The sequence below is a fragment of the Paenibacillus terrisolis genome (genome assembly GCF_056171975.1).
This window is the reverse complement of the sequence record NZ_JBKFGG010000001.1, coordinates 287,059-308,833: the sequence shown is the minus strand read 5'-3', so window position 1 is coordinate 308,833 and position 21,775 is coordinate 287,059. Positions and strand designations below refer to the sequence as shown.

Here is a 21,775-nt window from a genome sequence, read left to right as displayed (position 1 = left end):
ATTTTTACTTGATGATGATTCTGTGAACCGTCGTGTTGACGGCACCGTTATCATCGGTAACCGTCAATTCCGCGCTGTAGATGCCCGCTTTGGCGAAGGTATGGGTCACTTTCGGCCCGGTTGCGTTCTCGCCGTCGCTGAAATGCCAAGCATAGCTGACGATACTGCCGTCTTCATCCGCGGAAAATTCACCGTCGAATTCGATCGCGAGTTTCTTTTGTCCACGGTCGGCCGCTTGAATGATGGCCTTAGGAGCCAAATTCGCGCCTCCCGGAGGCGGGTTGTTGCCGGGATCCTCACCCGGAGGATTCCCGATCGGTGCGGCGACGTACAGCCGTCCGGCCGCTTCCACTTCCGTTTCGTTGCCGGCATTGTCGCCTACCTTGACGACGATCAGACCTCCGTCAAGCACCAGGGTAGCCGGAGTCGTGAAGCTTCCTTGGTAATGGCCCGGAACTGTTTCCGTTAACGGAATTCCGTTATCGCGGCCGCCTGTCAGCGACAGAGGCAGCTCGATCCGGAAGGAAGCGCTCAGCCCCGGAGCGCTGTCAAACGAAACCGTAAGCGTATTTCCGGCGGTCAAGTGCACGTCTTCGGCCGGTAACAGATTCGTGATTTCAGGAAGCTCCTGAATGACATGTACCGTCCGGGCGATCGTCGTTTCGTTGCCGGCCAAGTCCTTGGCCGTAACGGTGATCAGGTTTTCTCCGGGGTTGATCAGAATGCGGTTTGTAAAAGAACCGCCGCTGTCTACGGTAACCGCTTGACCGTTAACCGTCAGCGTCCCGAAGAATTCGTCCGTTGCCGTACCGGTAACGTTCAGCACTTCAAGGTTCGTGGATGCGCCGTCCACCGGCGTTGCCACATCAAGCTGCGGAGCGGTGGTGTCGAGGGTGACCTTTACCGGGAGCGAGCGGTCGGTTAATTTTCCGCCTACGAGCACTTCAGCGCTCAGTTCGTTGACGCCGGGATGAAGCTCGAGAGGAAGGCTGAACTGTCCGTTCGTTACCGTAGTGGTTCCGGCGGCCTCCGTACCGTTATAGAGCTTGACGGTAGCGTTGTTGGCCGGAGAGGTCCCTTTGACCGTAACGCTCGATTGATTGGTGTAAGAATCGTCGGCCGGAGAAGTGATCACCGGCGCGTTGACAGGATACTGCACAATCGCGCGGATCATGAAGTTTCCGTCTTCGAGAGCCGTTTGGCTCCAGACGCCGCTGACCCGCTGCCAGCTGCGTTCGGCGTTCGGACCGTCTTCATCGGTGGCGAGCCCCGGAGCGTTTGTACCTGCCGGAGTCTGAATGTAGACGATATAGAAATCGCCTTGAACCGTTACCGGTTCAGGGAAGGATACCGTCGTCCATTGGTCGTTCCGAAGCGCGGTGCCGTCGAACGGTCCGGCGAGCTGACGGCCCGGCGATCCGTCCGGACCCGAGGCGTCATATACGGCGTATTGGAAAGCCGTGCCGCCAGGGGACGGGAATTGGGTATTCCAGAAGCGGAGCGAGGCGCCCGTGACCTGAGCCGCGCCGGATTCCGGCGTCATGCGAACCGCCCATGCGTTGTTGGCCGCATTGAAGGCCCAGGCATTTTCCGCGCTGCCGTCATCATAAGCGATTTCGCCAGGCAGACCGACGAACGGTTTCAACTGTACCGGAGCTTCGGCGGTGCCATTGCCCGGAACGGTTACCGTAATCTTGGTGCTGTAGTAATCCTGAGCCGCGACGGACAGGGTATACGTCCCTTCCAGTACTTCCAGCGAGTAGCTGCCGTCGGCGCCGGTGTGAACTGCCGCAACGCTCGGGTCTTCAAGCACCAGAAGAGTAGCGTTTGCGATCGGCTCGCCGCTGCGTTCATCCGTAACGGTGCCTGTAATGCGTCCCTTCGGAATCGCCTGCAAGTTGAAATTCGCCTTTACGGTCGCATTGTCCGAAATCGTGACCGGCAGAGTTTGCGGGTAATAACCGTAAGCCTCCGCTTTCAGCGTATAATCGCCGGCGACATGGATGAAGCTGTATTTTCCGGTAGTGGGCTCCGTCTTGACGGAGCGCCCCGTTTCGACAACGGTGACCGTCGCGCTGGCCGGAAGACTGCTGATACCGGCATCACCGCTGGCCGGAGATTGCTTGACCGCTTCGCTGTATTCATCCTTGGTCGTGCGAATCAGTTTGAACGGAGCGTTTTCTTGAACGAACTTGGCTTTTAGTGTATTTACTTCGGCAAGAATATTTTTCGTCGGCGCCGGAGAGTTTGCACTGAGCACTTGAACATTGTCAATGTACCAGCCGGCTTTGGTTACGCTGCCGTCGGTGGTGACGCGGAAGCGTACTTTAACCTGTTCTCCGGCATAATTATTGAGATTATAGTTGACGGAGCTCCATTGCTTGCCGCTTGTGCTGTGCGAGAATTTGCCCAGCTCGGTCCAGGTGGCTCCGCCATCGGCGCTGATTTCGACGTAGCCGTAATCATAGCCGCTTTCAAGCTCGAACCATTGATCGAACAACAGCGTCGCATTGCTCACGCCACCAAGATCAATAACCGGAGACACGAGGGAGAAGTTGGCGTTGCTGGAATACGTATTGTCCAAATCAGTTCCCCATACATTTGGCGGCGAGACTGCGCTGGCCGGACCCGGGGCGGAAGGAACGCCGCGTTCCCATTCATCCTGAGTTCCCGAATGAGTCCATCCGTTGTCGTCGGTTCCGTCGAAGTTGTCGCTGTATACCGCGGTAGGACGAACAGCGGTAAGTGAGACCTCGTTCGATTTGGCGCTCTCATTGCCGCTGTAATCGTTAGCCGCCACAGTGTAATAGTAAGTCGTGCCGGAAACGGTTGTGGTATCCGTATAGGTCGTGGCCGCCGTCGTTCCGATGGCTTCATAGCCAGAGCCGGAAACCGCCGAACGATATACGGTGTATTGCTTCAGGTCTTCATCTGCAGGTGGAGTCCAGGACAAAACGGCGCTGCCGACAAAGTCCAAGTTCCCCGTCAAACCGGTTGGGATCGCCGGGGCCACGGTGTCGGGAGCTTGCAGCGAGATATCGTCGATGTACCAGCCGGCTTTTTGAACGGAACCGTCTGAAGCTAGAGCGAACTGCACAAATACCTGCTGTCCGGCAAAAGGACGCAAGTCGATATACTGCGTTTTCCATCCGCCGCTCGTTCCCGTAAAGGACGCCACCGGAACAAAGGCGTAATCGCTGCCTTCCGAAGCGATGTATACCGTACCGGTGTCGCGGACGCTCTCCAGATCGTACCAATGCTTAAAGGTAAGCAGCGCTCCGTTTGGACTATCCGTCAAGTCGATCGGCGGCGCAACCAGATACGAAGCGGAGTTGGCGGCGTAGGTGCCGGTCAGATTGGTGGCGAACGCCTTTTGACCGGAATAAGCACTTCCCGGCCCGCTGACCGGAGTTCCCCATGTCCACGCGCTGCCGGTTCCTCCGGTGACGAACCCGATCGTATCGGTTTCAAAATCCTGCTCATAACCGGGCTGTACGCCGGCCGAAACCGTAACGGAATAAGGCTCGCTGTCGAATCCGTTGTTGCCGTAATCATTGACGCGGATGTAATATTCAAGGCCCGCGGTGCCAAGCAGGAACGCCGGGACGGTCGTTTCATAAATACCGTCTTTGCTTGTTCCCGAGGTGCGCGTCGCCGGGAGATACAAATAATGGCCGGTGCCTTTTTCTTTGGCGTAGAACTCAACGCTGGTTACGGCGACATTGTCGGTAACATGCGCGGTGAGCGGCACGTCAAAGCCTTGGTATACCACCGTAGGAGGCGTATGCTCAATAACCGGTTCTTCAAAATCGTCCCCGGCCGTCACGACCCTGCCGGATACGGTGCCGATTCCTTCAAGCACGGAACCGACGGCGTCGAGCGCGTTGATAATGCCGTAGCCGTAGCCGTTATTCGGCGATTCCGGATAAGTGCTGTCGGTTCGCGGCGTCGCCGTGCGGGTGATGATCTCTTCCAGCTGATCCACGGTCAGCGAATGGTTGGCCTGCAACAGGAGCGCGGCAAGCGCCGTCGTATGCGGGCCGGCCATCGAAGTGCCGTTCCAGCCGCCTTCGTATACCCCGCCCGGAACGGAAGAACGGATATTCACGCCCGGCGCGGATACCTCCGGCTTGATTTCGCCGTAAGGGGAAGGACCCAGCAAGGAGAAATCGGCCAGATTGCGGTTGATGTCCGTGGCTCCCGTAGCGAAAGCTTCCGGGTAGTTGGCCGGATTGGCTACCGAGCCCGGACCGCCGGGATTGTCTTCATCTACGTTGCCTGCGGAGAATTCGGGGAAGATTTGCGCAGCCCGCCAAGCTTGTACGATCGGCCGGAACCATTCGTCGATGCCCGGACCGCCGCCCCATGAGTTGTTGACGACATCGGGAGCAAGCTCCGGATGGAGGTTGCCGTCCTCATCCTCCGGCGCGAGCAGCCATTGCCCGCCATCAAGGATGATGGCGTCGGTCGTCGACGGGTTGAAGATGCGTACCGCAATCCACTTTGCCCCCGGCGCAACCCCGACTTGGTTCGAGCCGTCGGGTTCCGAACCGACCATGGTTCCCATGGTGTGCGTACCGTGGCCATGGGAGTCGGTCGGCAGCGACGCATGGCTATGCGGATCATACCAGCTTAGTTCGGGATCGACGATATTTCCTGATGCGTCCAGCCCGCGCCATTTTTGCCGAAGCGCCGGGTGGGTATAATCAACGCCCGTATCGAGGTTGGCGACCACGATCCCGGTACCGTCAATGCCCTTGGCCCAAACTTCGGGCGCGTTGATCTGAGCGATGTTCCACTCGACGCTGCTTGGTTTCACTGCGCCGGGAGCTGTTGCAGCCGAATCTTTTGCATCCGGCTTGTCTACGGCTGGTCCGGTTGCCGGTTCTACCGCCGGAGCGGCAGGCGTTTTGGCCTGCGTATCCACAGCCGGTGCTGCTGTCGAAGGTGAAGCCGCGGATTTGTCTACCTCTACTTTTTGCAGGAACCGCTCTTCGTTCGGCAGAATTTTTTCTACCTCAGGCAGTAAAGCGATTTGCTCCAGCACATCTTTTGTACTTGTCACCGCCATGGCATTTACGATAAAGTAGCTTTTGTAGTCTTTTACCTCGCCGGCTTTTTGCGCTTTTTGCAGGAAGCTGTCCAGAGAGAATTGTGTGCGTGACGCTGTCTCGCGCAGCGCGCTGACTACCGAAGTCCGCGCCGAAAGTTTGGCGGCCGAAGGAGTGGCTTTTTGCAGAGCGGCTTTTTGCAGAGCCAGTTTGGACACCGCTTCGGTGTCGGTTTGCTCTTTTAACTTGACGAGATAAGTAACGTAATCATCCTGTTTGAACTGCGCGTTCAGTTTGGCGTCGATTTTCGCCTCGGCCAATTGAGGGGAGCTGGTTTTCAGGTTGATTTTGCCTGAGGCGCCAGCGCTGTCGGCGGCGAAGGCTGTGGGCACGGTAGTAAGCATCAGAAGGATGGCCATACTTAGCGAAAATTGTTTGCGGAATCCCTTGAGGTTAATCAACTTTTCCACTCCCTTTACTTGGTTTTGTGGTTATTGTCGTATCCTCTTGTGGTGTTACCCGGAAACCTTTTCGTAAGTCCGGGGACGTTTTGGCGAATCGACGGGAAGATTTCGAATCGCTGTGCTTGTTCGCGAATCACCTCCTTTCAGGGGGAAGGTTTCTGACATCTTATAAGTGAATGTTGAGTAACGGATGACGGTCATGCCGATAAGGCCGGCGGAGGTTCGAAGTGATGAAGATCGTTGGTATGAAAGGTGGCTCGTCAGAACGAGATGTAGTGGAAGGTCGATGGTTCATGTTGGAAATCTCCGATGATGTTCAGGAAAGCTGACATGATGCAAGAAGTAAATTCCAGCATCCCTAATTTTAGGTAAATAATGGTTTGTTATGGACAGTATAATATCGCAAAAAAATATGCACAAGTAGCAATTTATAAAAAATACGCATATTTTCATAAGAAAATGGGAAGAAAATACTAATTTCGGGGTTGAAATGAACAAAAACCTGTGTCAGATATATTGACATAAACATTTTTTCATTTTACATTTATGACAAACTTACATTTGCGAATGACGATCATGGGAGAGCCCGTCCCTTCCCGGGGCGGCACCGAAGGAGCAAACCCGCCGATGCTGCAAATCGGCAATGAATCTCTCAGGTACAAGGACCATGATCCGACGCCACTCTGGAGAGAGCGTTTCAGCCACCAAAGGGGTACATGTCCGGATAGGCGGGGCATTAAACTTTCAGGTAACGGGGACAGAGAAAGGGCAGCGAGCCTTTTCCTGTCCTTTTCTTTGCTTACGAAAGGGCGCTTTGGCTGCGAGTTGTGGCAATACTTAAGAAATAAAGCGATTTGTGGAATAATAGCAAGCGGGAGAGATCAAAGATGAGATTTAAAAATGTGTTTTCCATTATCGGGCCGGCCATGATTGGTCCTTCCAGCTCCCATACGGCGGGGGCGGCCAGAATCGGACGCTTTGCGCGGCAATTGCTGGGGGAGATGCCTCAAGAAGCGGATATTTGCTTTTATGGTTCTTTTGCCGAAACTTATAAAGGGCATGGTACGGATTTGGCCATCGTTGGCGGCATCATGGACTACAAAACGGATGACGAGCGCATTCGCGTTTCGATCGACATGGCGGAGGCCGAGGGCTTGCAAATTCGCTTCTCAACCGGAGTGGCGCCGGGAGTGCATCCGAATACCGTGAAAATTACGCTGTCGGCCGGCGGCCGGAAAATCGAAGTGACGGGAGCCTCCATAGGCGGTGGTACCATTGTCATCCGGAATATCAACGGATTCGAAGTCAAATGCTCGGGAGAATTGCCGACGCTGGTCATCGCCCATGCCGACCGCCAGGGCGTTCTGGCCGGTATCACGGCCTTGTTCAGCAAAGGGAATGCGAACATCGGCTATATTATTACCGACCGGAAAGGAAGAACGGCCGAGGCGCTGACGGTGGTCGAGGCGGACAATGCCATCCCCGCGGATTTAATCGAAGCTATCGAGGCACTGCCCCATGTGAGCCGGGTTTCTCCCATCAATCTGACGTAATTCCGAAGGATTACCGGACAAAGAACTTCCATAAAAATGACATAAGGAGCGGTTCATCATGCGTTTTCGCAATTTGCAGGAGCTCATTGAATTGTGCGCCAAGGAGAACAAAACCATTTCGCGGATCATGCTGCAGGATCAAGCCGAGGAGAGCGGACAATCGGAAGCGGAAATCATGGCCGCGATGACGGAATATTACCAAATCATGAAATCGGCCGTGCATAAAGGGCTCACCGAAAATATCACCTCGACGAGCGGACTGACGGGCGGCGATGCGAAAAAAGTGGAGGAATATCGCCATAGCAGCGAGCCATCGGCGGGCGATATCGCTTGTCAGGCCATGGCTTACGCGCTGGCCGTCTCAGAGGTCAACGCTTCGATGGGCCGTATCGTAGCTACGCCAACGGCCGGCTCTTGCGGCATCATTCCGGGGGTGTTCGTCAGCGCGCAGGAACGGTTTGGCTGGGACGACGAATATCTGGTGCGCGGGCTGTTTTGCGCGGGAGCGATCGGGTACGTCATCGCCAACAATTCGTTTATCTCCGGAGCGGAAGGGGGCTGCCAGGCGGAAATCGGTTCTGCGATCGGCATGGCCGCCGGAGCGATGGTCGAGCTGCGCGGAGGAACGCCGGAGCAGGCCGTGCATGCGGTCGGGCTGGCCCTCAAGAACACGCTGGGCTTGATCTGCGATCCGGTCGGCGGTTTGGTTGAAATTCCGTGCATCGTACGCAACGGCTTCGGTGCAGTTAACGCGCTCGCGGCGTCCGATATGGCGCTCGCCGGCGTGCGCAGCGCGATCCCGTCCGACGAAGTGATCGACGTGATGCTCGAGGTAGGCTCGGCGATGCCAAGCCAGCATCGGGAGACCGCTCAAGGCGGCCTGGCCCAAACGCCAACGGGCCGCAAAATCATGAAAGAGCTGCGGGACCGCAAGAAATAGGATTCGTGAATAATGGCCCAATCCGAAAGTGGTGCTTAACTGGAAGATGCAGCGAACGTCAACCTTCTAACGAATCGAAATGCCGTTATTTCGGTGAAATCGTGTACTTTAGGAATGTAACGGACCGCACAGTCCTTATTTGACCTCAAAACGCGCATTTGGGGCTGTTTTGGGACAAATAAGGCTTCCTGGGTCCGTTAGAACTTAAATTTCTGCCTTTGGAGGCAAATAAGTGCGCTACAGTTCGTTAGACGAAACAGGACGACGCTTCTTCATTGATCAGTCGTCGAGTCTGATTTCTAGGCTGAGCCTAATTATTGAACAAATTAAATTCGAGCTGCCGAGAAAGCTTCGGCGGCTTTTTTTGCGCGCTTTCAAAAAATAAGTGGAACAAATGTGAAGCCTGCTAGGAAAGTGTGCGAGATGTTTCGTCCAAGGCGAAGCGTTCGCCGAAATTCCCGGATCACTCTTCTAAATAAGTTGGACTAAAGAAAGCCCACTCGGCAAGAGTGTGAAATGCTCTGGCAGAAGCGAAGCGCTCGCCTTTGTGACCGGATTTCTACCCTATTTGAATTTACTTAATCAAAGAAATCAGGGAACAACAGCGATCGGAAGAGCATTTCACACGGCTGCCTGCACAGGCGATCATAAAGTTCAAACTTATTTAAGTCCAACTTATTTCCTACTCTATTTCCTTCCCAATTGTGTATAATTATCCCGATTACAGGTCGGAAAGAAGGTTGGCTGCGCCATCATGACTACCATTCTTATTGTTGAAGATGATATAAGCCTCAATAAAGGCATTGCTCTTACGCTGGCCCAGGACGGGATCAAAATGGAGCAGGCTTATGATATGGCCGCCGCGGAGGAGCGGTTTGCCGCGGGGGATGTCGATTTGATCGTGCTTGACGTAAACCTTCCGGACGGGAGCGGTCTCGACTTTTGCGAGAAAATCAGGCGTGTCTCCCGGGTGCCGGTCATTTTTCTGACGGCCAATGACATGGAGTCGGATATTGTCACGGGCTTCGAGCTGGGAGGAGATGATTACATCACCAAGCCGTTCAGCTTGATGGTGCTGCGTTCCCGGGTGATGGCCGTGCTGCGCCGCAGCGAGTCTCATCTGGAGGACAAGCGGATTATCGGCCCGCTGGCGTTTGATTTCGGCAAAATGGAATTTCGCAAGCAGGGCCGGAACATTACGCTGAGCCGAACCGAGCAAAAATTGCTCAAAACGCTGGTGACGAACCGGGGGCAAATTTTGTCGCGGGATCAATTGCTGCAGGCCGTATGGCTGCAGGATGCCGAGTTTGTCGACGAGAACGCCCTGACCGTGACCATTAAGAGACTGCGCGCCAAAATTGAGGATGACCCCTCCAAGCCAGGATTCATCAAAACCGTCTATGGCTTGGGTTACGTTTGGGAGGAAGACGGAGCAAAGCGATGAAAAACGACGAATTCAGATTGAATCGAATTTATGCCGTTTACGGCGCGCTCTTGTGCCTGCTGATTGGCGGATTCGCAGCAGCAGCCTGGTTTTTGTCCGAAGCGAACGGCTCTATGTTGGTCATGCTTGCTTTTGCCTTGGGCGCCTCGCTGCTTATACTGGGCGGAGCTTTTATCTGGACGCTGAAAGCGAAGGTATCCAGTGTCATCCGCGCCGTGGACGATATCGTTGATGCGGCAATGGCGGGACGGCAGCGCATGACCGGCTATGCGGAGACGAATCTTTCCGCGCTGGAGAACAAGGTATTTCGCTATGTCGATCTGGCCCAAACGCGCGAGCGGCAAATGGAGATGGACCGCGGTAAAATCAAGTCGCTGATCTCGGACATATCTCATCAGACGAAAACGCCGCTTTCCGGCATTTCGTTGTACAGCGAACTGCTGGAGGAAATTCCGGATTTGGACGAGACAGCCCGAGACTACGCGGCCCATATTAAGTCCCATTCAGCGAAGCTGGACTGGCTGATCGGCTCTTTGGTCAAAATGTCGCGGCTGGAAACGGGGATCATCTCGCTGGAGCCTTTGCCTTCTCCAGTGATCGGGACGGTTACGCAAGCGGTCTCGCAGGTTTTCGCGGAAGCCGACCGGAAGGGCATCGGTATCGAGATTTCTTGCGACTCGGGCATCTCCGCGAAACATGACCCGAAGTGGACGGCCGAGGTATTTTTTAACCTGTTGGAAAACGCGGTGAAGTATAGCGATCCCGGCGGTAGCGTCCGCGTTTCGGCTCAGGCGGGAGAGATGTTCGTTCGCGTTGATGTGACCGATGCGGGCATCGGGATCGGGGAAGCGGAGTGGAATTACATCTTCAAACGGTTTTATCGGAGTCAACGCGCGGCGAAATACGAAGGGGTCGGCATTGGCTTGTTTTTGGCCCGGGAGATTGTTGCCGCCCAGGGCGGGTACATCAAGGTGAACTCTAAAATCGGTGAAGGTTCGGTGTTTTCCGTATTTTTGCCGGTCATGTGAGGAAATGTGTCAATACCGTTATTTTTCGGACACGGGGATGTCAGATTGGGCTGCTACACTAAGGTCTGTACAATGAAAGAGGTACAGACTTTTTCATTTGGGAGGCTTTTAGGGGTATGTCAATTTTGCAAATCGAACATTTGAGGAAATATTACGGCCATGGCGACACCGTCGTCAAGGCGCTGGACGGCATATCGCTGAGCGTGGAAAAAGGCGAGTTCGTTGCCATCGTTGGCACGAGCGGAAGCGGAAAAAGCACGCTGCTGCATATGCTTGGCGGACTCGACCGGGCCACGGAGGGCAAGGTGTATGTGGACGGCAACGATATTTTCGGCATGGATGACGAGAAATTGACCATTTTCCGACGCAGGTCGGTCGGGTTCGTCTTTCAAAGCTATAATCTGATTCCGATTCTGAACGTTTACGAAAATATCGTACTGCCCATCGAACTGGACGGTGCCAGCGTAGACAAAGCTTACGTGGATCAGGTCATCGCGGCGCTGGGACTTAGCGATAAGGTGAACAATCTGCCGGCGAATTTATCCGGCGGACAGCAGCAGCGGGTGGCGATTGCCAGAGCCCTGGCCACCAAGCCTTCGATCGTGCTGGCGGATGAGCCCACCGGGAACCTGGACAGCAAAACAAGCCAGGAAGTGCTGATCTTGATGAAGCAGATGAGCGAGAGATTTGGCCAGACGATGGTGATGATTACGCATAACGAGGAAATCGCCCTGACGGCGGACCGGATCATTCGGATCGAAGACGGCAGGATCGTGAACGGAACGGGCTCCGCCAGCGCATCCGGGAACGCGCAAACCGCTGATGTTCCGGGCAGTCTCTCAAGCTCCGGCAGCATCGGAACCGCCGGGAGGTAGGCCATGATCTCAACAAACAATCGAAAAACCGTCGCCCGTATCGCCGGAAAAAGCCTGAGAGCAAATCGGCCGCGCAATCTCATGATCGTAAGCGCCGTTGTCCTGACGACGCTGCTCATCACCTCGATATTTACGATGGCTTTCAGCATCAACCAATCCACACAGCTTGCCCAAATGAAAACCGCAGGCGACGATTTTCACGGCAGCTTCAAGTATTTGAGTGCCGAGCAAGCCGACCAACTGAAGAAGCATCCGCTTGTCAAGGAATATGGCGAATCCCTGGCGGTGGGCGTGGCGACCAACGACGCTTTCCGCAAAACCCGGGTGGAGATTGACCATATCGACAAAAATATCGCCAAGCACAGCTTTATTCAATTTGACGCAGGCGGCTTGCCGACGGAAGAAAACGGGATCGCGATGAACACCTGGGAGCTGGATATGCTTGGCGTGCCTCACCAAATAGGAGCCAAGGTGAAGCTGGACATGGATATTGATGGCCAGAAAGTAACCAAAGACTTCGTATTGACGGGATACTTTAAGGCCGATCAGTATGTGGCGATGGCGGGCTTGGCTTTTGTCTCGGAGCCTTTTGTGAAACGATACGTTTCGCAGATCGACCCGGAGCGATCGAAGCTGGACGGCAGTTACGCCAACACGATTAGGCTGGACGTGATGTTCAGTAACTCCTGGGGAATAGAGAAGAAACTTCAAAAGATCCTTTCCGATACCGGGCTCGACGCCGAATACGGGGTGAATTGGGCTTATACCAGTGTATCGCTGAGCGATAATCTGACGAATTTTCTTCCCTTTGTCGTCTTGATTCTGATCATCATGCTGAGCGGATATTTGCTGATCTACAATATTTTTCATATCTCAGTGGTTCGCGATATCAAGTTTTACGGTCTTCTGAAAACCATGGGGACCACACCAAGGCAGCTTAAGAAAATCATTACCATTCAGGCAAACCGGCTGTATGCGGCAGGTCTCCCCATCGGCCTCATCTTGGGTTACGGGATCGGCTGCTGGCTGCTGCCGATGATTCTGTCATTCGGAGCGGATGAAACCGAGGCGTCCTATTCCTTAAGCCCGTATATTTTTCTCGGAGCCGCCGTGTTCTCTTATATAACAGTACGCATTGCCGCGAGCAAGCCGGGAAGAACCGCAGCCCGAATCTCTCCGGTCGAGGCGGTAAAGTTTTCCGGAGTCCGAGGAGGCGCAGGACGGAAAATCAAACGATCCGTAAACGGAGCAAGATTGTCCAAAATGTCCTTCGGGAATCTTCTGCGCCACAAAAAGAAGATGTACCTGATGCTGGCTTCCTTGTCTTTAAGCATTATTTTGTTCAGCGTGATTTATACCGTGATTTCCTCGTTCAGTATCAATAAATATTTGAACGCGTTTATTTCCGGAGATTTTATGGTGAAGGAGAACATAGGCAGCGGCGGTCAAATATATATCCCCGATTCCAGCGAGACCTCACTTACAGAAGCCGTCTGTGAAACTCTGAGCCGAATCAAAGGGGTTACCAGCTTGGATAATGTGTATTATGCAACGGATTTGCTCAACATGAACGACACAATTAGAAATATACTTGAACCGCTTGCTGCGGGCGAGGATCCGAAGATGCCGATCATTTCGATGCTTCTGAAAGACGGAGCGGCTCCTTTGCAGCTTCATGGCATCGACCGCGGCTGGTACGATGTGATTCAGCCGAGCGATATCGTTGCAGGCACTTTTGACCGGGAAAAGTTCGATCAGGGGGGCTACGTGTTAATAACACAGGTATTGTTGGATTCGGATCGGTATACCAGTTATTATCGGCCTGGCGACCGGATTCAGCCGGACGGAATGAAGAAGAGCTATGAAGTCATGGCGGTGCTTAACTCGGATGCGCTTTATGCGGCAGGAACTCAATTTTACAATACGGGCGGGTTCAAGGTGTTCATGCCGGCGGGCGAATTTAGAAACTCGGTGAAGAAGGCTCCTATTATTTTGTCTTCGACTCTGCATGTCGATCCGGACAAAATGAGCGAGGTGGGACAAGCGGTAAAATCCATTGCTTCCGGAAGTCCAAATTTGACCGTCAAATCGCGGGAGGATTACAAAAAAGAGATGCAAGGATTCATCCGGATTTTCCAAACATTAGGTTACGGGCTTAGCTTCGTCATCGCTTTGATCGGCGTTCTGAATTATGCGAACACGGTAATTACCGGGATGATCTCCCGCCGGAATGAATTTGCCGTTCTGGAAAGCATCGGGATGACCAAACGGCAGCTTAAGAAAATGCTCATATTCGAAGGCCTTTACAGCGTCTTCTTTACGGGGCTGATCGTCGGCACGGCAGGTTTGGCCTTGACGTATCTTGTAGCCAAAGGGATCGCCGTAAACATTGCGTTTGCATCCTTCCATATGAGCGTGCTGCCGATTGCGGCGTCCGTCCTGGTCCTTGCGTCCATCTCGCTGATCGTCACGCTTGCGGCATACCGGTGGTTGTCCCAAGCCACAATCGTGGAAAGGCTTCGCGAAGCCGAATAAGCTGCTGAATAACAATAGCAAGGCTGTCCCAAAAGTAAATGGGCTCATTTGACGAACCGCTCGGTTAACTGAAAAGGTCAGCCCTGCACCATCCATTTTTCTATGGGGTCTATTGCCGCTTTTTGAGCAAATCGCCGGTAGGCGCCGGGTAAGCGAAAGCCATTCTTTTTTTTCGGCAAGTATCGAAGTCAAAAAACGCTGCAAGCTCCGGTTGCCCTTGATGCACGGCGCATGGGTCCGCGTGCGATCACGGCTTGATCCGGAAACAACACTAACGGCAAACGGCGATTTCACGAATGATTTTTCGAATAGCGGTACAAAATGGCCTTATTTCACTCAGAGACTATATTTTCCTGAAAATAGCGGTACAAAATGCTCCTATTTTCGGCAAAACCTCCAAAACTGAGGGAAAAGGGAGCTCTTCTGAAGAAATAAGGCCACAAAACGGCGCTATTCGCTCAGAACGAGGCCTCCCAGTGGAAATAAGTCCATAAAAGAACGTTATTTTTAAGTGTCGGTGGGATATGGTGTTTGGGGAGACGCCGTGACCAGAGCAGACCATCTGTTTTAAACGCAAACCTCGAAGTCGATCCGGTACTCTATTGTCATGATAAGTTTTAGAAGGTGTCCCAAAGACCGTCATCGATGACATTTGGGACACCTTCGTTTGGTTTTATGCTATGTTGACAGGCGGTTGAGGTTCCAATCAGGCTTCAAGGGAGCCGGGGTTCTTTTGCCCCGCTCCGGAAATGCTGCGCAGGTATACATACGATGACCCGATGGCAAGCAGCGCCATGACCATAAGAGCCCAAAAAATGTTGGAATAGGCGGCTGACAGCGACAAACCGTGCTGCCAAGCCATAGCGCTGGACGCCATGGCAACGCTGAAGGCGCCGCTGAAAAACTGCAGCAGCTGATACAGACCCATCCCCGAACCGACCTGGGAAGCGGGAAGAATGCGCGATATTTCGTTGGATACGCTGCTGGACAGCATGGTGAAGCCGAGGCTCATCAGCAGGTAAATGAACAGGATGGCGAGCCAGGATTGACCGCTGAACAGCGCGAACAGAATCATTGAGCTCAGCACCAGCAGAGGCACATATCTGAGAATTGCGCCGTTGCCGTGCCGGTCGATGATCGAGCCGACCTTGCGGGAAGCGACCATGGCCAGCATGGAGCCCGGGAAGATGATGAATCCGGCATGGCTCGCGCTGAGATTAAAACGGTGCACAAGGATTTGCGGCAGCAGGAACAAAGTGGCGAAGCTGCACAAATACGATGCGATCCCGACAAGCGCAAGGGTTAAATATGAGCTGTTGCCGAATAAGGCGGGCGACACGAAAGGCTCAGGCGTGCTGCGGATGCGCAAAATGAACAGCGTGAGCGCAACCGCGCCGAAAACAAGCGCAATCCAGGAGCTCTCCGTTAAGAACAGCAGCAACCCGGTTGTTCCCACCGCGATGAATATGGCGCCGGGAATATCGAATGCGCCGCGTACCGTTTTCTCTTTTGGCACCAATAGAAGCAAAAACGGGATTAGCGCGAGGGCGAGCGCGGTAACGATAAACAGGTACCTCCAGCCCCAGTACTCGACAATGGCTCCGCCTGCAACGGGACCCAAACCAAGGCCAAGCGAAACGGCCGACATAATCAAGGACATCGCCTTGCCGCGGCGTTTAACCGGAACATACCGGGTTAGCAGCACCAGCGATAGCGAGACGATCGCCCCGGCGCCGGAGGCCTGAACAACGCGGACAGCGAGCAAGAACCAAAAGCTGTTGCTGAACAGCCCGGCTATGGCGGCCAGCCCAAGCGTTGTGAGTCCGATGATCAACAGCCGTCTCAGAGGCAGAAAATCCGATAGCCGGCTAAAGGTAATGGAAGAGATGGCGAACATAATGGAATAGCCGGTGACGATCAGTGATGTGACGGAAGCCGAAAGGCCAAAGGTTTTCGTTACATCGGGCAAGGCTAAATTAAACATCGCCGTATTCATGATGACCAGCACGACGGCGAGCCCAAGCAATAGAGTCAGCAGCCCCTCGCTTTTCAGCGCGGTATCGGTATTCCCGGCTGCGGAAGATTCGGTTGTTGATACAGTAGTCATGCGTTTCACCCACTCTTTTATTTGTTTGTTCTATTGTTCGAATATCATCGAACGATTGAAATATAGCATGAGTTCGTTTAAAATGCAATTAGGGAACCAGCAAATGTAATTAAAATTTTTGATAAAGGAGTCTTTCCGATGAAAGTGCTGTATCATCCGGATCGCGAGGAGATCCAGCTGTCTTCGGTGCTGTACGCGTTAAGCGATCCGATCCGGTTAAGCATTGTCGCCGAGATCCGCCAAAAAGGCGAACAGCCGTGCAACTGCTTCGACGTGCCGGTCGCCAAATCAACTTTGTCCCACCATGGACGAACGCTTCGCGAGGCGGGAGTCGTTCATACGCGCAGTCAAGGAACGCAGCGGATCATGTCGATCCGTGAGGAAGATTTGGAATACCGTTTCCCCGGACTGCTCAATTCGATCCTGCAGGCTTACGAAAACGCAAACCGAACCGCTGAGACTAGCGTACAAGAATAATTAGAATGATTAGGTATAAGGGTTTGCTACCGTTCGACTAACCGGGGCAAACCCTTATTTAAAATAAGCGAAGAATTTGGTTCGTTATATTTAGCCGAACCAGCGAATATGTGCCTGATTTCCGGCGGCCGTTTGGCCTATTCACAACCGTCCCGAATTATGGTTTTCTGATTAATGGCTGGCGATTTCCGTTGATTTTGCCGGCCTACATACATAATTCAGGAGGTCCCCGAAGGATGGAACAGGGAACAGGAAGCATAAGATCGTGGAAATTCAGGGTCGTGCTGCCGTTTTGCCTGCTGGTCGGTTTGATCGGCGGGACATCGGCGGCCGTCCCTGCATATGCCGCTGTGCCGGGTAAGACGGCGCAAAACGGAACGGGCACATTTAAGGACATCAAAAGCGGATATTGGGCGGAAAAGGCCATTGACGCCATGGTGAAGCAGGGAATTTTGGACGGATATCCGGATGGTTCTTTTCACCCGGACGATCCCGTGAAAGTAGACCAGTTCATCAAAATGCTGATTTTGTCTTACAGCGATATGCATCCGGACGGAGAAAGAAGCTGGCGCGCCTCTTTTCTGGATTCGTTGACGGAAGAGAACCGGACGATCCTGAAACAGGATTACCGTTATTTCGATTTCAAACCGCTGCTGACAGGGTACTGGGCGAAGCCTTATATCGATGTGGCCAGCGATTTGAATTTTCTGAACAAAAGCCGCTACAGCGACTTTCAGACCGACATGACCCGCGAGAATGTGGCGGAGGTGGTGTATTACACTCTTCAGGAAACCGAGTTTCTGGAAGATGAGCAGTTCAGCCTGTCCGTTGCGAAATCCTATGGCGATCTGACAAGCGCAAACGAACGACAGCAGAAATTTATTGCGGAAGCGCTAATCAAGGGCATCATGGAGGGTTATCCTAACGGCAAATTCGGGGTGGGCGAATATGTTACCCGGGCGGAGGCACTGGTGATTTTGAACCGTTTGACCGACAAGACGAAGCGGATTGCCGTGAAGCCCGAAGCCGATAAGCTGCAGCGGTTGGTACCAACGGCGGGCGGCAAGCAGAAAATCGTCGCTTTCCCGGACAAGCAGATGTGGGATGCCTATGATACGCTGATTCAAGCGGGAAAACTGCGGGGCACCAATTACGATTTGCTGGACACGACGCTCCGTCTCTTCAAGGACGAGAAGGAGAAAAAAGCCGTTCAAGAGAGCGACAGCCAGGGCAGCTCCGCAAGCGGAGCCTCCACCGAAGAGGCGGCGATTTGGCTGGATCCGACGTATAACACCTACGGTATTACCGTCCGGCTCCGCGAGGGAACGATCGCCCGAAATCAGGAGTCGATCCATTTGTTCGCCAACCAGCTGTTTACGTATGATGCGATGGCGTTTAACCGCTGGTTTACGGCGGTCTGCACCGAAGTGGAAGCCGGAAGGCCGCTTGCGGACAAGCAGGCGACCATCGGCGACTACACGCTAAACGTCATGGTCGACAACGCCGCAAAAACCGTCGTCTTTTCTATCGCGGTCAAGAAATAAACGCGTTAATCGTCGACTCTCGCCGTACTTCATGGATGGTTTGATTATGAGCCGGAGCTAAGGACCGATACGGAAAAGCGAAAAGAGAGGTAAAGCTGCAAAGCAGCGCCTCTCTTTTTTTGGCTTATTACTCATAAGTGACAGTAGTCTGTTACTTTTGTATTTGCTTCATACTCCTGATTGGACGCATCTCAATGTACCCGCGCCAGCCCATCGGCGCAAGCTGCATTCTCGGCGCGAGCTCCTGTGCGTACTCATACCCGTAGATTACAGGATTAAACTTATCAATACGCCCCGTGCAAAGACCAACCGCTTCCTGAAAACGCTCATCGTCATACGGCTCGCCTTGAAACACTAACAGCTTGCAAGGCTCAAGGTTTATAACATCAAATCCGTTTGGTATTTCGCCTGAGTAATCAAAGGCAACCTCCACTCCATGGGCGTAAATTCCCGTTCCAGAGAGGCGCATATTCGAAGGCAGCCAAATGCCGACCGGCTCATAAAGAGCCTCCTTGATTCTGCTAAGAATATCCCACGGTGTAGACATATTGTTGTCCCCGCAACCTACTTCTTCGCAATAGGAAAAATAATCGTCGGCCTTTTTGCTTCGTCGCAGGATGAGCTTGCGTGCGGGGCGTTCCACAATTTGTGTGAAAATAATCGCTGTTTGCTCCATCTGATCTGATCCCTCCGATTTTGATTTTTGGCGGTCAAGATAACGATAAGGAATCATCCAACCATTTGGGACAGGATGATTTGCATACTTCTTCGGCGTGATACCGAACGCGTTTGAAAACGCCCGGGTAAAGCCCTCATGACTGTCAAAAACAAAATCCAGCGCAATATCAAGCACTTTCGGATTTCCGTTCCGTAAAGCGTATGCTGATTGAACCAGGCGCTCGCGGCGAACATACTCGAAAGGGGATAACCCTGTTTTCTCTTTGAAAAACCGTGCCGCGTGGTATTGTGAATACCCCGACACTTTGGCGACTTCGCTTGCGGCGATGGGATCTTGCAGGTGCACGGCGATATATGCCTGCATCTTCTCCACAGCCAAAGAAATATCATCTTTTTCTTCGCTCATCGTATCTCACCTCCTCTCAACCAATTATCAGGGAAATCGGGTGGTTTTTCTTGACCTGAAATGCGGAGTTCTTATTTTCTTCACCGGTATCCCAATTTCCTCATGCTTCTTACCTCGCTTTAATCTCGATAGCTTGATTAAAACACAAATGACCCGCAAGAGGGTCACTTTTTTCAAAGTGTCCATCTTACGGGTCACAGTTCAAAATTTCTCGCCGGCCTTTTTTCTTTTACAAAGCTCCGCCGCAGCTATAGAATGGGGGATGAAGCTGTGTATTGGACTTAGAAATGTAAGGGTTTTGGGCAAAAGGGTGAAATGCTCTGGCAGAAGCGAAGCGTTCGCCTTTGTGACCCTGGAACAACAGCGATCGGAAAAGCATTTCACACGGCTGCCCCCATCCGGCATAATCGTTTCAACGCATTGTATTCCCACTTTAGAGAGGACGGATCACACCATGAACATGGATTTGACGGGAAAAACGGCATTAATCACCGGCGCCACCGGCCAGCTTGGCCGAGTAATGGCACGTACGCTGGCGGAGTGCGGAGCGAACATCGCCATTCATTACATAAACAACGCGGCCAAGGCGCAGCAATTGCAGCAGGAGATTCAGGCGGCCGGCAGATCGGCCATGATCGTTCAGGCCGATATTACCAAGGAAGCGTCGATCCAAAGCATGAAAGAGCAGGTGCTCGCCGGGCTTGGCAACCCGGACATCGTCGTGGCCAACGCAGTCGTGCAATACAGCTGGACGTCGATCTTGGAGCAATCTCCCGAGGATTATGTCAGCCAGTTCGAATCCTGTGTGATGCAAAGCGTTTTTCTGGCCAAAGCGTTTATTCCGGGAATGATCGCCAAGAAAGAAGGCCGGTTCATCGGAATCAATACCGAATGCGCGATGCAGAATTTCCCGACCCAATCGGCGTACACGGCAGGCAAACGGGGGATGGACGGCATTTATCGCGTGCTTGCCAAAGAAGTCGGAGAGCACGGGATTACCGTTAACCAGGTTGCGCCGGGCTGGACCCTCAGCGAACAGGATCGGGACGTCGAAAATCGTAATGACGAAGCTTATATTGCGGGAGTACCGCTGAAACGCAGAGGGGAAGACCAGGAGATCGCCAATGTGGTTGCATTCCTCGCCTCCGGTTTGGCCAGCTTTATTACCGGGGCATATGTTCCGGTCAGCGGCGGAAACGTCATGCCGGCGATCTGACGCGGCAGGCATAAGGGAATATACCAAACCCTTCGTCTCATAGGATAGTTCTAGCGACTATTCTTTTATGAGGGAGGGAAGAAGATGCAAATCCATGTCGTTCAGCAGAATCAAACGGTTGACAGCATTGCCGAAGCGTTTGGAACGACCGCTATCGATATCGTGCAAGCCAATGAAATTCCGGATCCGAGTCGGTTAGTTGTTGGGCAAGCTCTGGTGATTCCGATTGTAGGGAGCTACTACTGGGTGCAGTCTGGTGATACGCTCTGGTCGATTTCCCGTAAATTCAACATTACCTATCAGCAGTTGGCCGAGGTCAACGGAATACCGGCGAATCAACAGTTGTCGGTGGGCTCTCGGCTCTACATTCCGCCGCGGCCGAAAACGGATGCCGAATTCAACGCATACGTGGAGCCGCGGGGAAATACGGTGGCGCCCGCTTTAGAGAGCAGCGCGAGAGAGGCTGCGCCGCATTTGACCTATTTGGCGCCGTTCAGCTTTCAGGCGCAGCGGGACGGCTCTCTGAAAGCGCCGCTGCTCAACGATTTTCCGGCGATCGCTAGGGCTAACAACGTCGTGCTCATGATGGTCATCACGAATCAGGAAAACGACCGGTTCAGCGATGAACTGGGGCGGATTTTGCTTAACGTCACCGCGGTGCAGGATAAGTTCCTGGACAATATCGTCGCTACGGCCAACGAACACGGCTTCAGGGATATTCATTTTGATTTCGAGTTCTTAAGACCGGCGGACAGGGAAGCCTACAACCGTTTTTTGCGCAAGGCCAAAGCCAGATTTGAACAACAGGGCTGGCTGATGTCCACGGCGCTTGCGCCCAAAACCAGCGCAACCCAACAGGGGTTATGGTATGAAGCCCACGATTACAAGGCGCATGGGGAAATTGCCGATTTTGTGGTGATCATGACCTACGAATGGGGGTACAGCGGGGGGCCGGCTCAGGCTGTATCGCCGATTGGCCCGGTTCGGAATGTAATCGAATACGCTTTGACGGAAATGCCCGCCTCTAAAATCATGATGGGGCAAAATCTTTACGGCTACGACTGGACGCTGCCGTTTGTTCAAGGAACCGTCGCCCGGGCGGTCAGCCCGCAGCGCGCGATCGAGATCGCGGGGGAGCATGGTGTCGCGATCCAATACAGCGATCGGTCTCAGGCTCCTTTTTTCCGGTACACCGACGACGAAGGAAAGCAGCATGAGGTTTGGTTTGAGGATGCCCGCTCGATTCAAGCCAAGTTCAATCTGATCAAGGAACTGGGGCTGCGCGGAATGAGCTATTGGAAGCTGGGACTTAGCTTTCCTCAGAACTGGCTGCTGATCGAGAACAATTTCAATGTTGTAAAACGGGCTTAAGCGGATAGCGCGGCAAGAAACGATACTTTGTGATTTTTGTAACAGAGTATGAACAGCGGTTATTGTATTCTGAATACAACTTAAGA

The 21,775-nt window shown here is 53.2% G+C and carries 13 protein-coding genes and 1 riboswitch; of the genes, 10 read left to right on the top strand and 3 right to left on the bottom strand.

Going from position 1 to position 21,775, the window contains the following annotated elements:
* Positions 1-4 precede the first annotated feature (4 nt).
* Complete coding sequence (locus ACI48K_RS01410; protein WP_475025772.1) at positions 5-5,512, bottom strand: S8 family serine peptidase; 5,508 nt, start codon at positions 5,510-5,512, stop codon at positions 5-7.
* 570 nt (positions 5,513-6,082) lie between these two features.
* Positions 6,083-6,193: riboswitch (glycine riboswitch) on the top strand.
* Between the two features lie 209 nt (positions 6,194-6,402).
* Here ACI48K_RS01410 and sdaAB point away from each other — a divergent pair.
* The 6 genes from sdaAB (at position 6,403) to ACI48K_RS01380 (ending at position 13,890) form a co-directional block, all read left to right on the top strand.
* A complete protein-coding gene (sdaAB, locus tag ACI48K_RS01405; RefSeq protein ID WP_475025771.1) occupies positions 6,403-7,068 on the top strand; it encodes an L-serine ammonia-lyase, iron-sulfur-dependent subunit beta in 666 nt (221 codons plus the stop codon).
* A 58-nt stretch (positions 7,069-7,126) separates the two neighbouring features.
* Positions 7,127-8,008 carry an L-serine ammonia-lyase, iron-sulfur-dependent, subunit alpha gene (gene sdaAA / locus ACI48K_RS01400; protein WP_475025770.1) on the top strand — a complete coding sequence of 294 codons (882 nt, stop codon included), beginning with the start codon at positions 7,127-7,129 and terminating at the stop codon, positions 8,006-8,008.
* Between the two features lie 754 nt (positions 8,009-8,762).
* Entirely contained in the window at positions 8,763-9,452 is a 690-nt protein-coding gene (locus tag ACI48K_RS01395) for a response regulator transcription factor (protein ID WP_475025769.1), read from the top strand.
* Positions 9,449-10,480 (top strand): sensor histidine kinase, encoded by a 1,032-nt coding sequence (locus tag ACI48K_RS01390; RefSeq protein WP_475025768.1) that lies wholly within the window; start codon positions 9,449-9,451, stop codon positions 10,478-10,480. The genes ACI48K_RS01395 and ACI48K_RS01390 overlap by 4 nt, the downstream gene beginning before the upstream one ends.
* A 116-nt stretch (positions 10,481-10,596) precedes the next feature.
* Entirely contained in the window at positions 10,597-11,355 is a 759-nt protein-coding gene (locus ACI48K_RS01385; RefSeq protein ID WP_475025767.1) for an ABC transporter ATP-binding protein, read from the top strand.
* Between the two features lie 3 nt (positions 11,356-11,358).
* Complete coding sequence (locus ACI48K_RS01380) at positions 11,359-13,890, top strand: ABC transporter permease (protein WP_475025766.1); 2,532 nt, start codon at positions 11,359-11,361, stop codon at positions 13,888-13,890.
* Between the two features lie 706 nt (positions 13,891-14,596).
* On the opposite strand, the gene ACI48K_RS01375 is transcribed toward ACI48K_RS01380, so the two are convergent.
* Positions 14,597-15,997, bottom strand: a complete 1,401-nt coding sequence (locus tag ACI48K_RS01375; RefSeq protein ID WP_475025764.1) for an MFS transporter — start codon at positions 15,995-15,997, stop codon at positions 14,597-14,599.
* 138 nt (positions 15,998-16,135) lie between these two features.
* Here ACI48K_RS01375 and ACI48K_RS01370 point away from each other — a divergent pair, with 138 nt between their 5' ends.
* Positions 16,136-16,474 (top strand): ArsR/SmtB family transcription factor, encoded by a 339-nt coding sequence (locus ACI48K_RS01370; RefSeq protein ID WP_475025763.1) that lies wholly within the window; start codon positions 16,136-16,138, stop codon positions 16,472-16,474.
* Between the two features lie 236 nt (positions 16,475-16,710).
* Positions 16,711-18,018, top strand: coding sequence for an S-layer homology domain-containing protein (locus tag ACI48K_RS01365; RefSeq protein ID WP_475025762.1), 1,308 nt, complete (start codon positions 16,711-16,713; stop codon positions 18,016-18,018).
* Positions 18,019-18,169: 151 nt separating this feature from the next.
* Here the strand turns inward: ACI48K_RS01365 and ACI48K_RS01360 are convergent, their stop codons facing one another.
* On the bottom strand, positions 18,170-19,102 hold the full coding sequence (locus ACI48K_RS01360) for a helix-turn-helix transcriptional regulator (RefSeq protein WP_475025761.1): 933 nt from the start codon (positions 19,100-19,102) through the stop codon (positions 18,170-18,172).
* Positions 19,103-19,556: 454 nt separating this feature from the next.
* Here ACI48K_RS01360 and ACI48K_RS01355 point away from each other — a divergent pair, with 454 nt between their 5' ends.
* Together ACI48K_RS01355 and ACI48K_RS01350 are read left to right on the top strand one after the other, a co-directional pair.
* The gene (locus tag ACI48K_RS01355) at positions 19,557-20,318 is read left to right on the top strand and encodes an SDR family NAD(P)-dependent oxidoreductase (protein ID WP_475025760.1); all 762 of its coding nucleotides are present in this window, start codon (positions 19,557-19,559) and stop codon (positions 20,316-20,318) included.
* A gap of 84 nt (positions 20,319-20,402) precedes the next feature.
* A complete protein-coding gene (locus tag ACI48K_RS01350; protein WP_475025759.1) occupies positions 20,403-21,689 on the top strand; it encodes a glycosyl hydrolase family 18 protein in 1,287 nt (428 codons plus the stop codon).
* The last annotated feature ends 86 nt before the right edge of the window (positions 21,690-21,775 follow it).

Excerpts from the sequence above, each read along its gene's own strand:
- sdaAA (WP_475025770.1), top strand. The coding sequence starts at position 7,127 with ATGCGTTTTCGCAATTTGCAGGAGCTCATTGAATTGTGCGCCAAGGAG.
- ACI48K_RS01385 (WP_475025767.1), top strand. The coding sequence starts at position 10,597 with ATGTCAATTTTGCAAATCGAACATTTGAGGAAATATTACGGCCATGGC.
- ACI48K_RS01380 (WP_475025766.1), top strand. The coding sequence starts at position 11,359 with ATGATCTCAACAAACAATCGAAAAACCGTCGCCCGTATCGCCGGAAAA.
- ACI48K_RS01395 (WP_475025769.1), top strand. The coding sequence starts at position 8,763 with ATGACTACCATTCTTATTGTTGAAGATGATATAAGCCTCAATAAAGGC.
- ACI48K_RS01390 (WP_475025768.1), top strand. The coding sequence starts at position 9,449 with ATGAAAAACGACGAATTCAGATTGAATCGAATTTATGCCGTTTACGGC.
- ACI48K_RS01360 (WP_475025761.1), bottom strand. The coding sequence starts at position 19,102 with ATGAGCGAAGAAAAAGATGATATTTCTTTGGCTGTGGAGAAGATGCAG.
- ACI48K_RS01375 (WP_475025764.1), bottom strand. The coding sequence starts at position 15,997 with ATGACTACTGTATCAACAACCGAATCTTCCGCAGCCGGGAATACCGAT.
- ACI48K_RS01355 (WP_475025760.1), top strand. The coding sequence starts at position 19,557 with ATGAACATGGATTTGACGGGAAAAACGGCATTAATCACCGGCGCCACC.
- sdaAB (WP_475025771.1), top strand. The coding sequence starts at position 6,403 with ATGAGATTTAAAAATGTGTTTTCCATTATCGGGCCGGCCATGATTGGT.
- ACI48K_RS01350 (WP_475025759.1), top strand. The coding sequence starts at position 20,403 with ATGCAAATCCATGTCGTTCAGCAGAATCAAACGGTTGACAGCATTGCC.
- ACI48K_RS01365 (WP_475025762.1), top strand. The coding sequence starts at position 16,711 with ATGGAACAGGGAACAGGAAGCATAAGATCGTGGAAATTCAGGGTCGTG.
- ACI48K_RS01370 (WP_475025763.1), top strand. The coding sequence starts at position 16,136 with ATGAAAGTGCTGTATCATCCGGATCGCGAGGAGATCCAGCTGTCTTCG.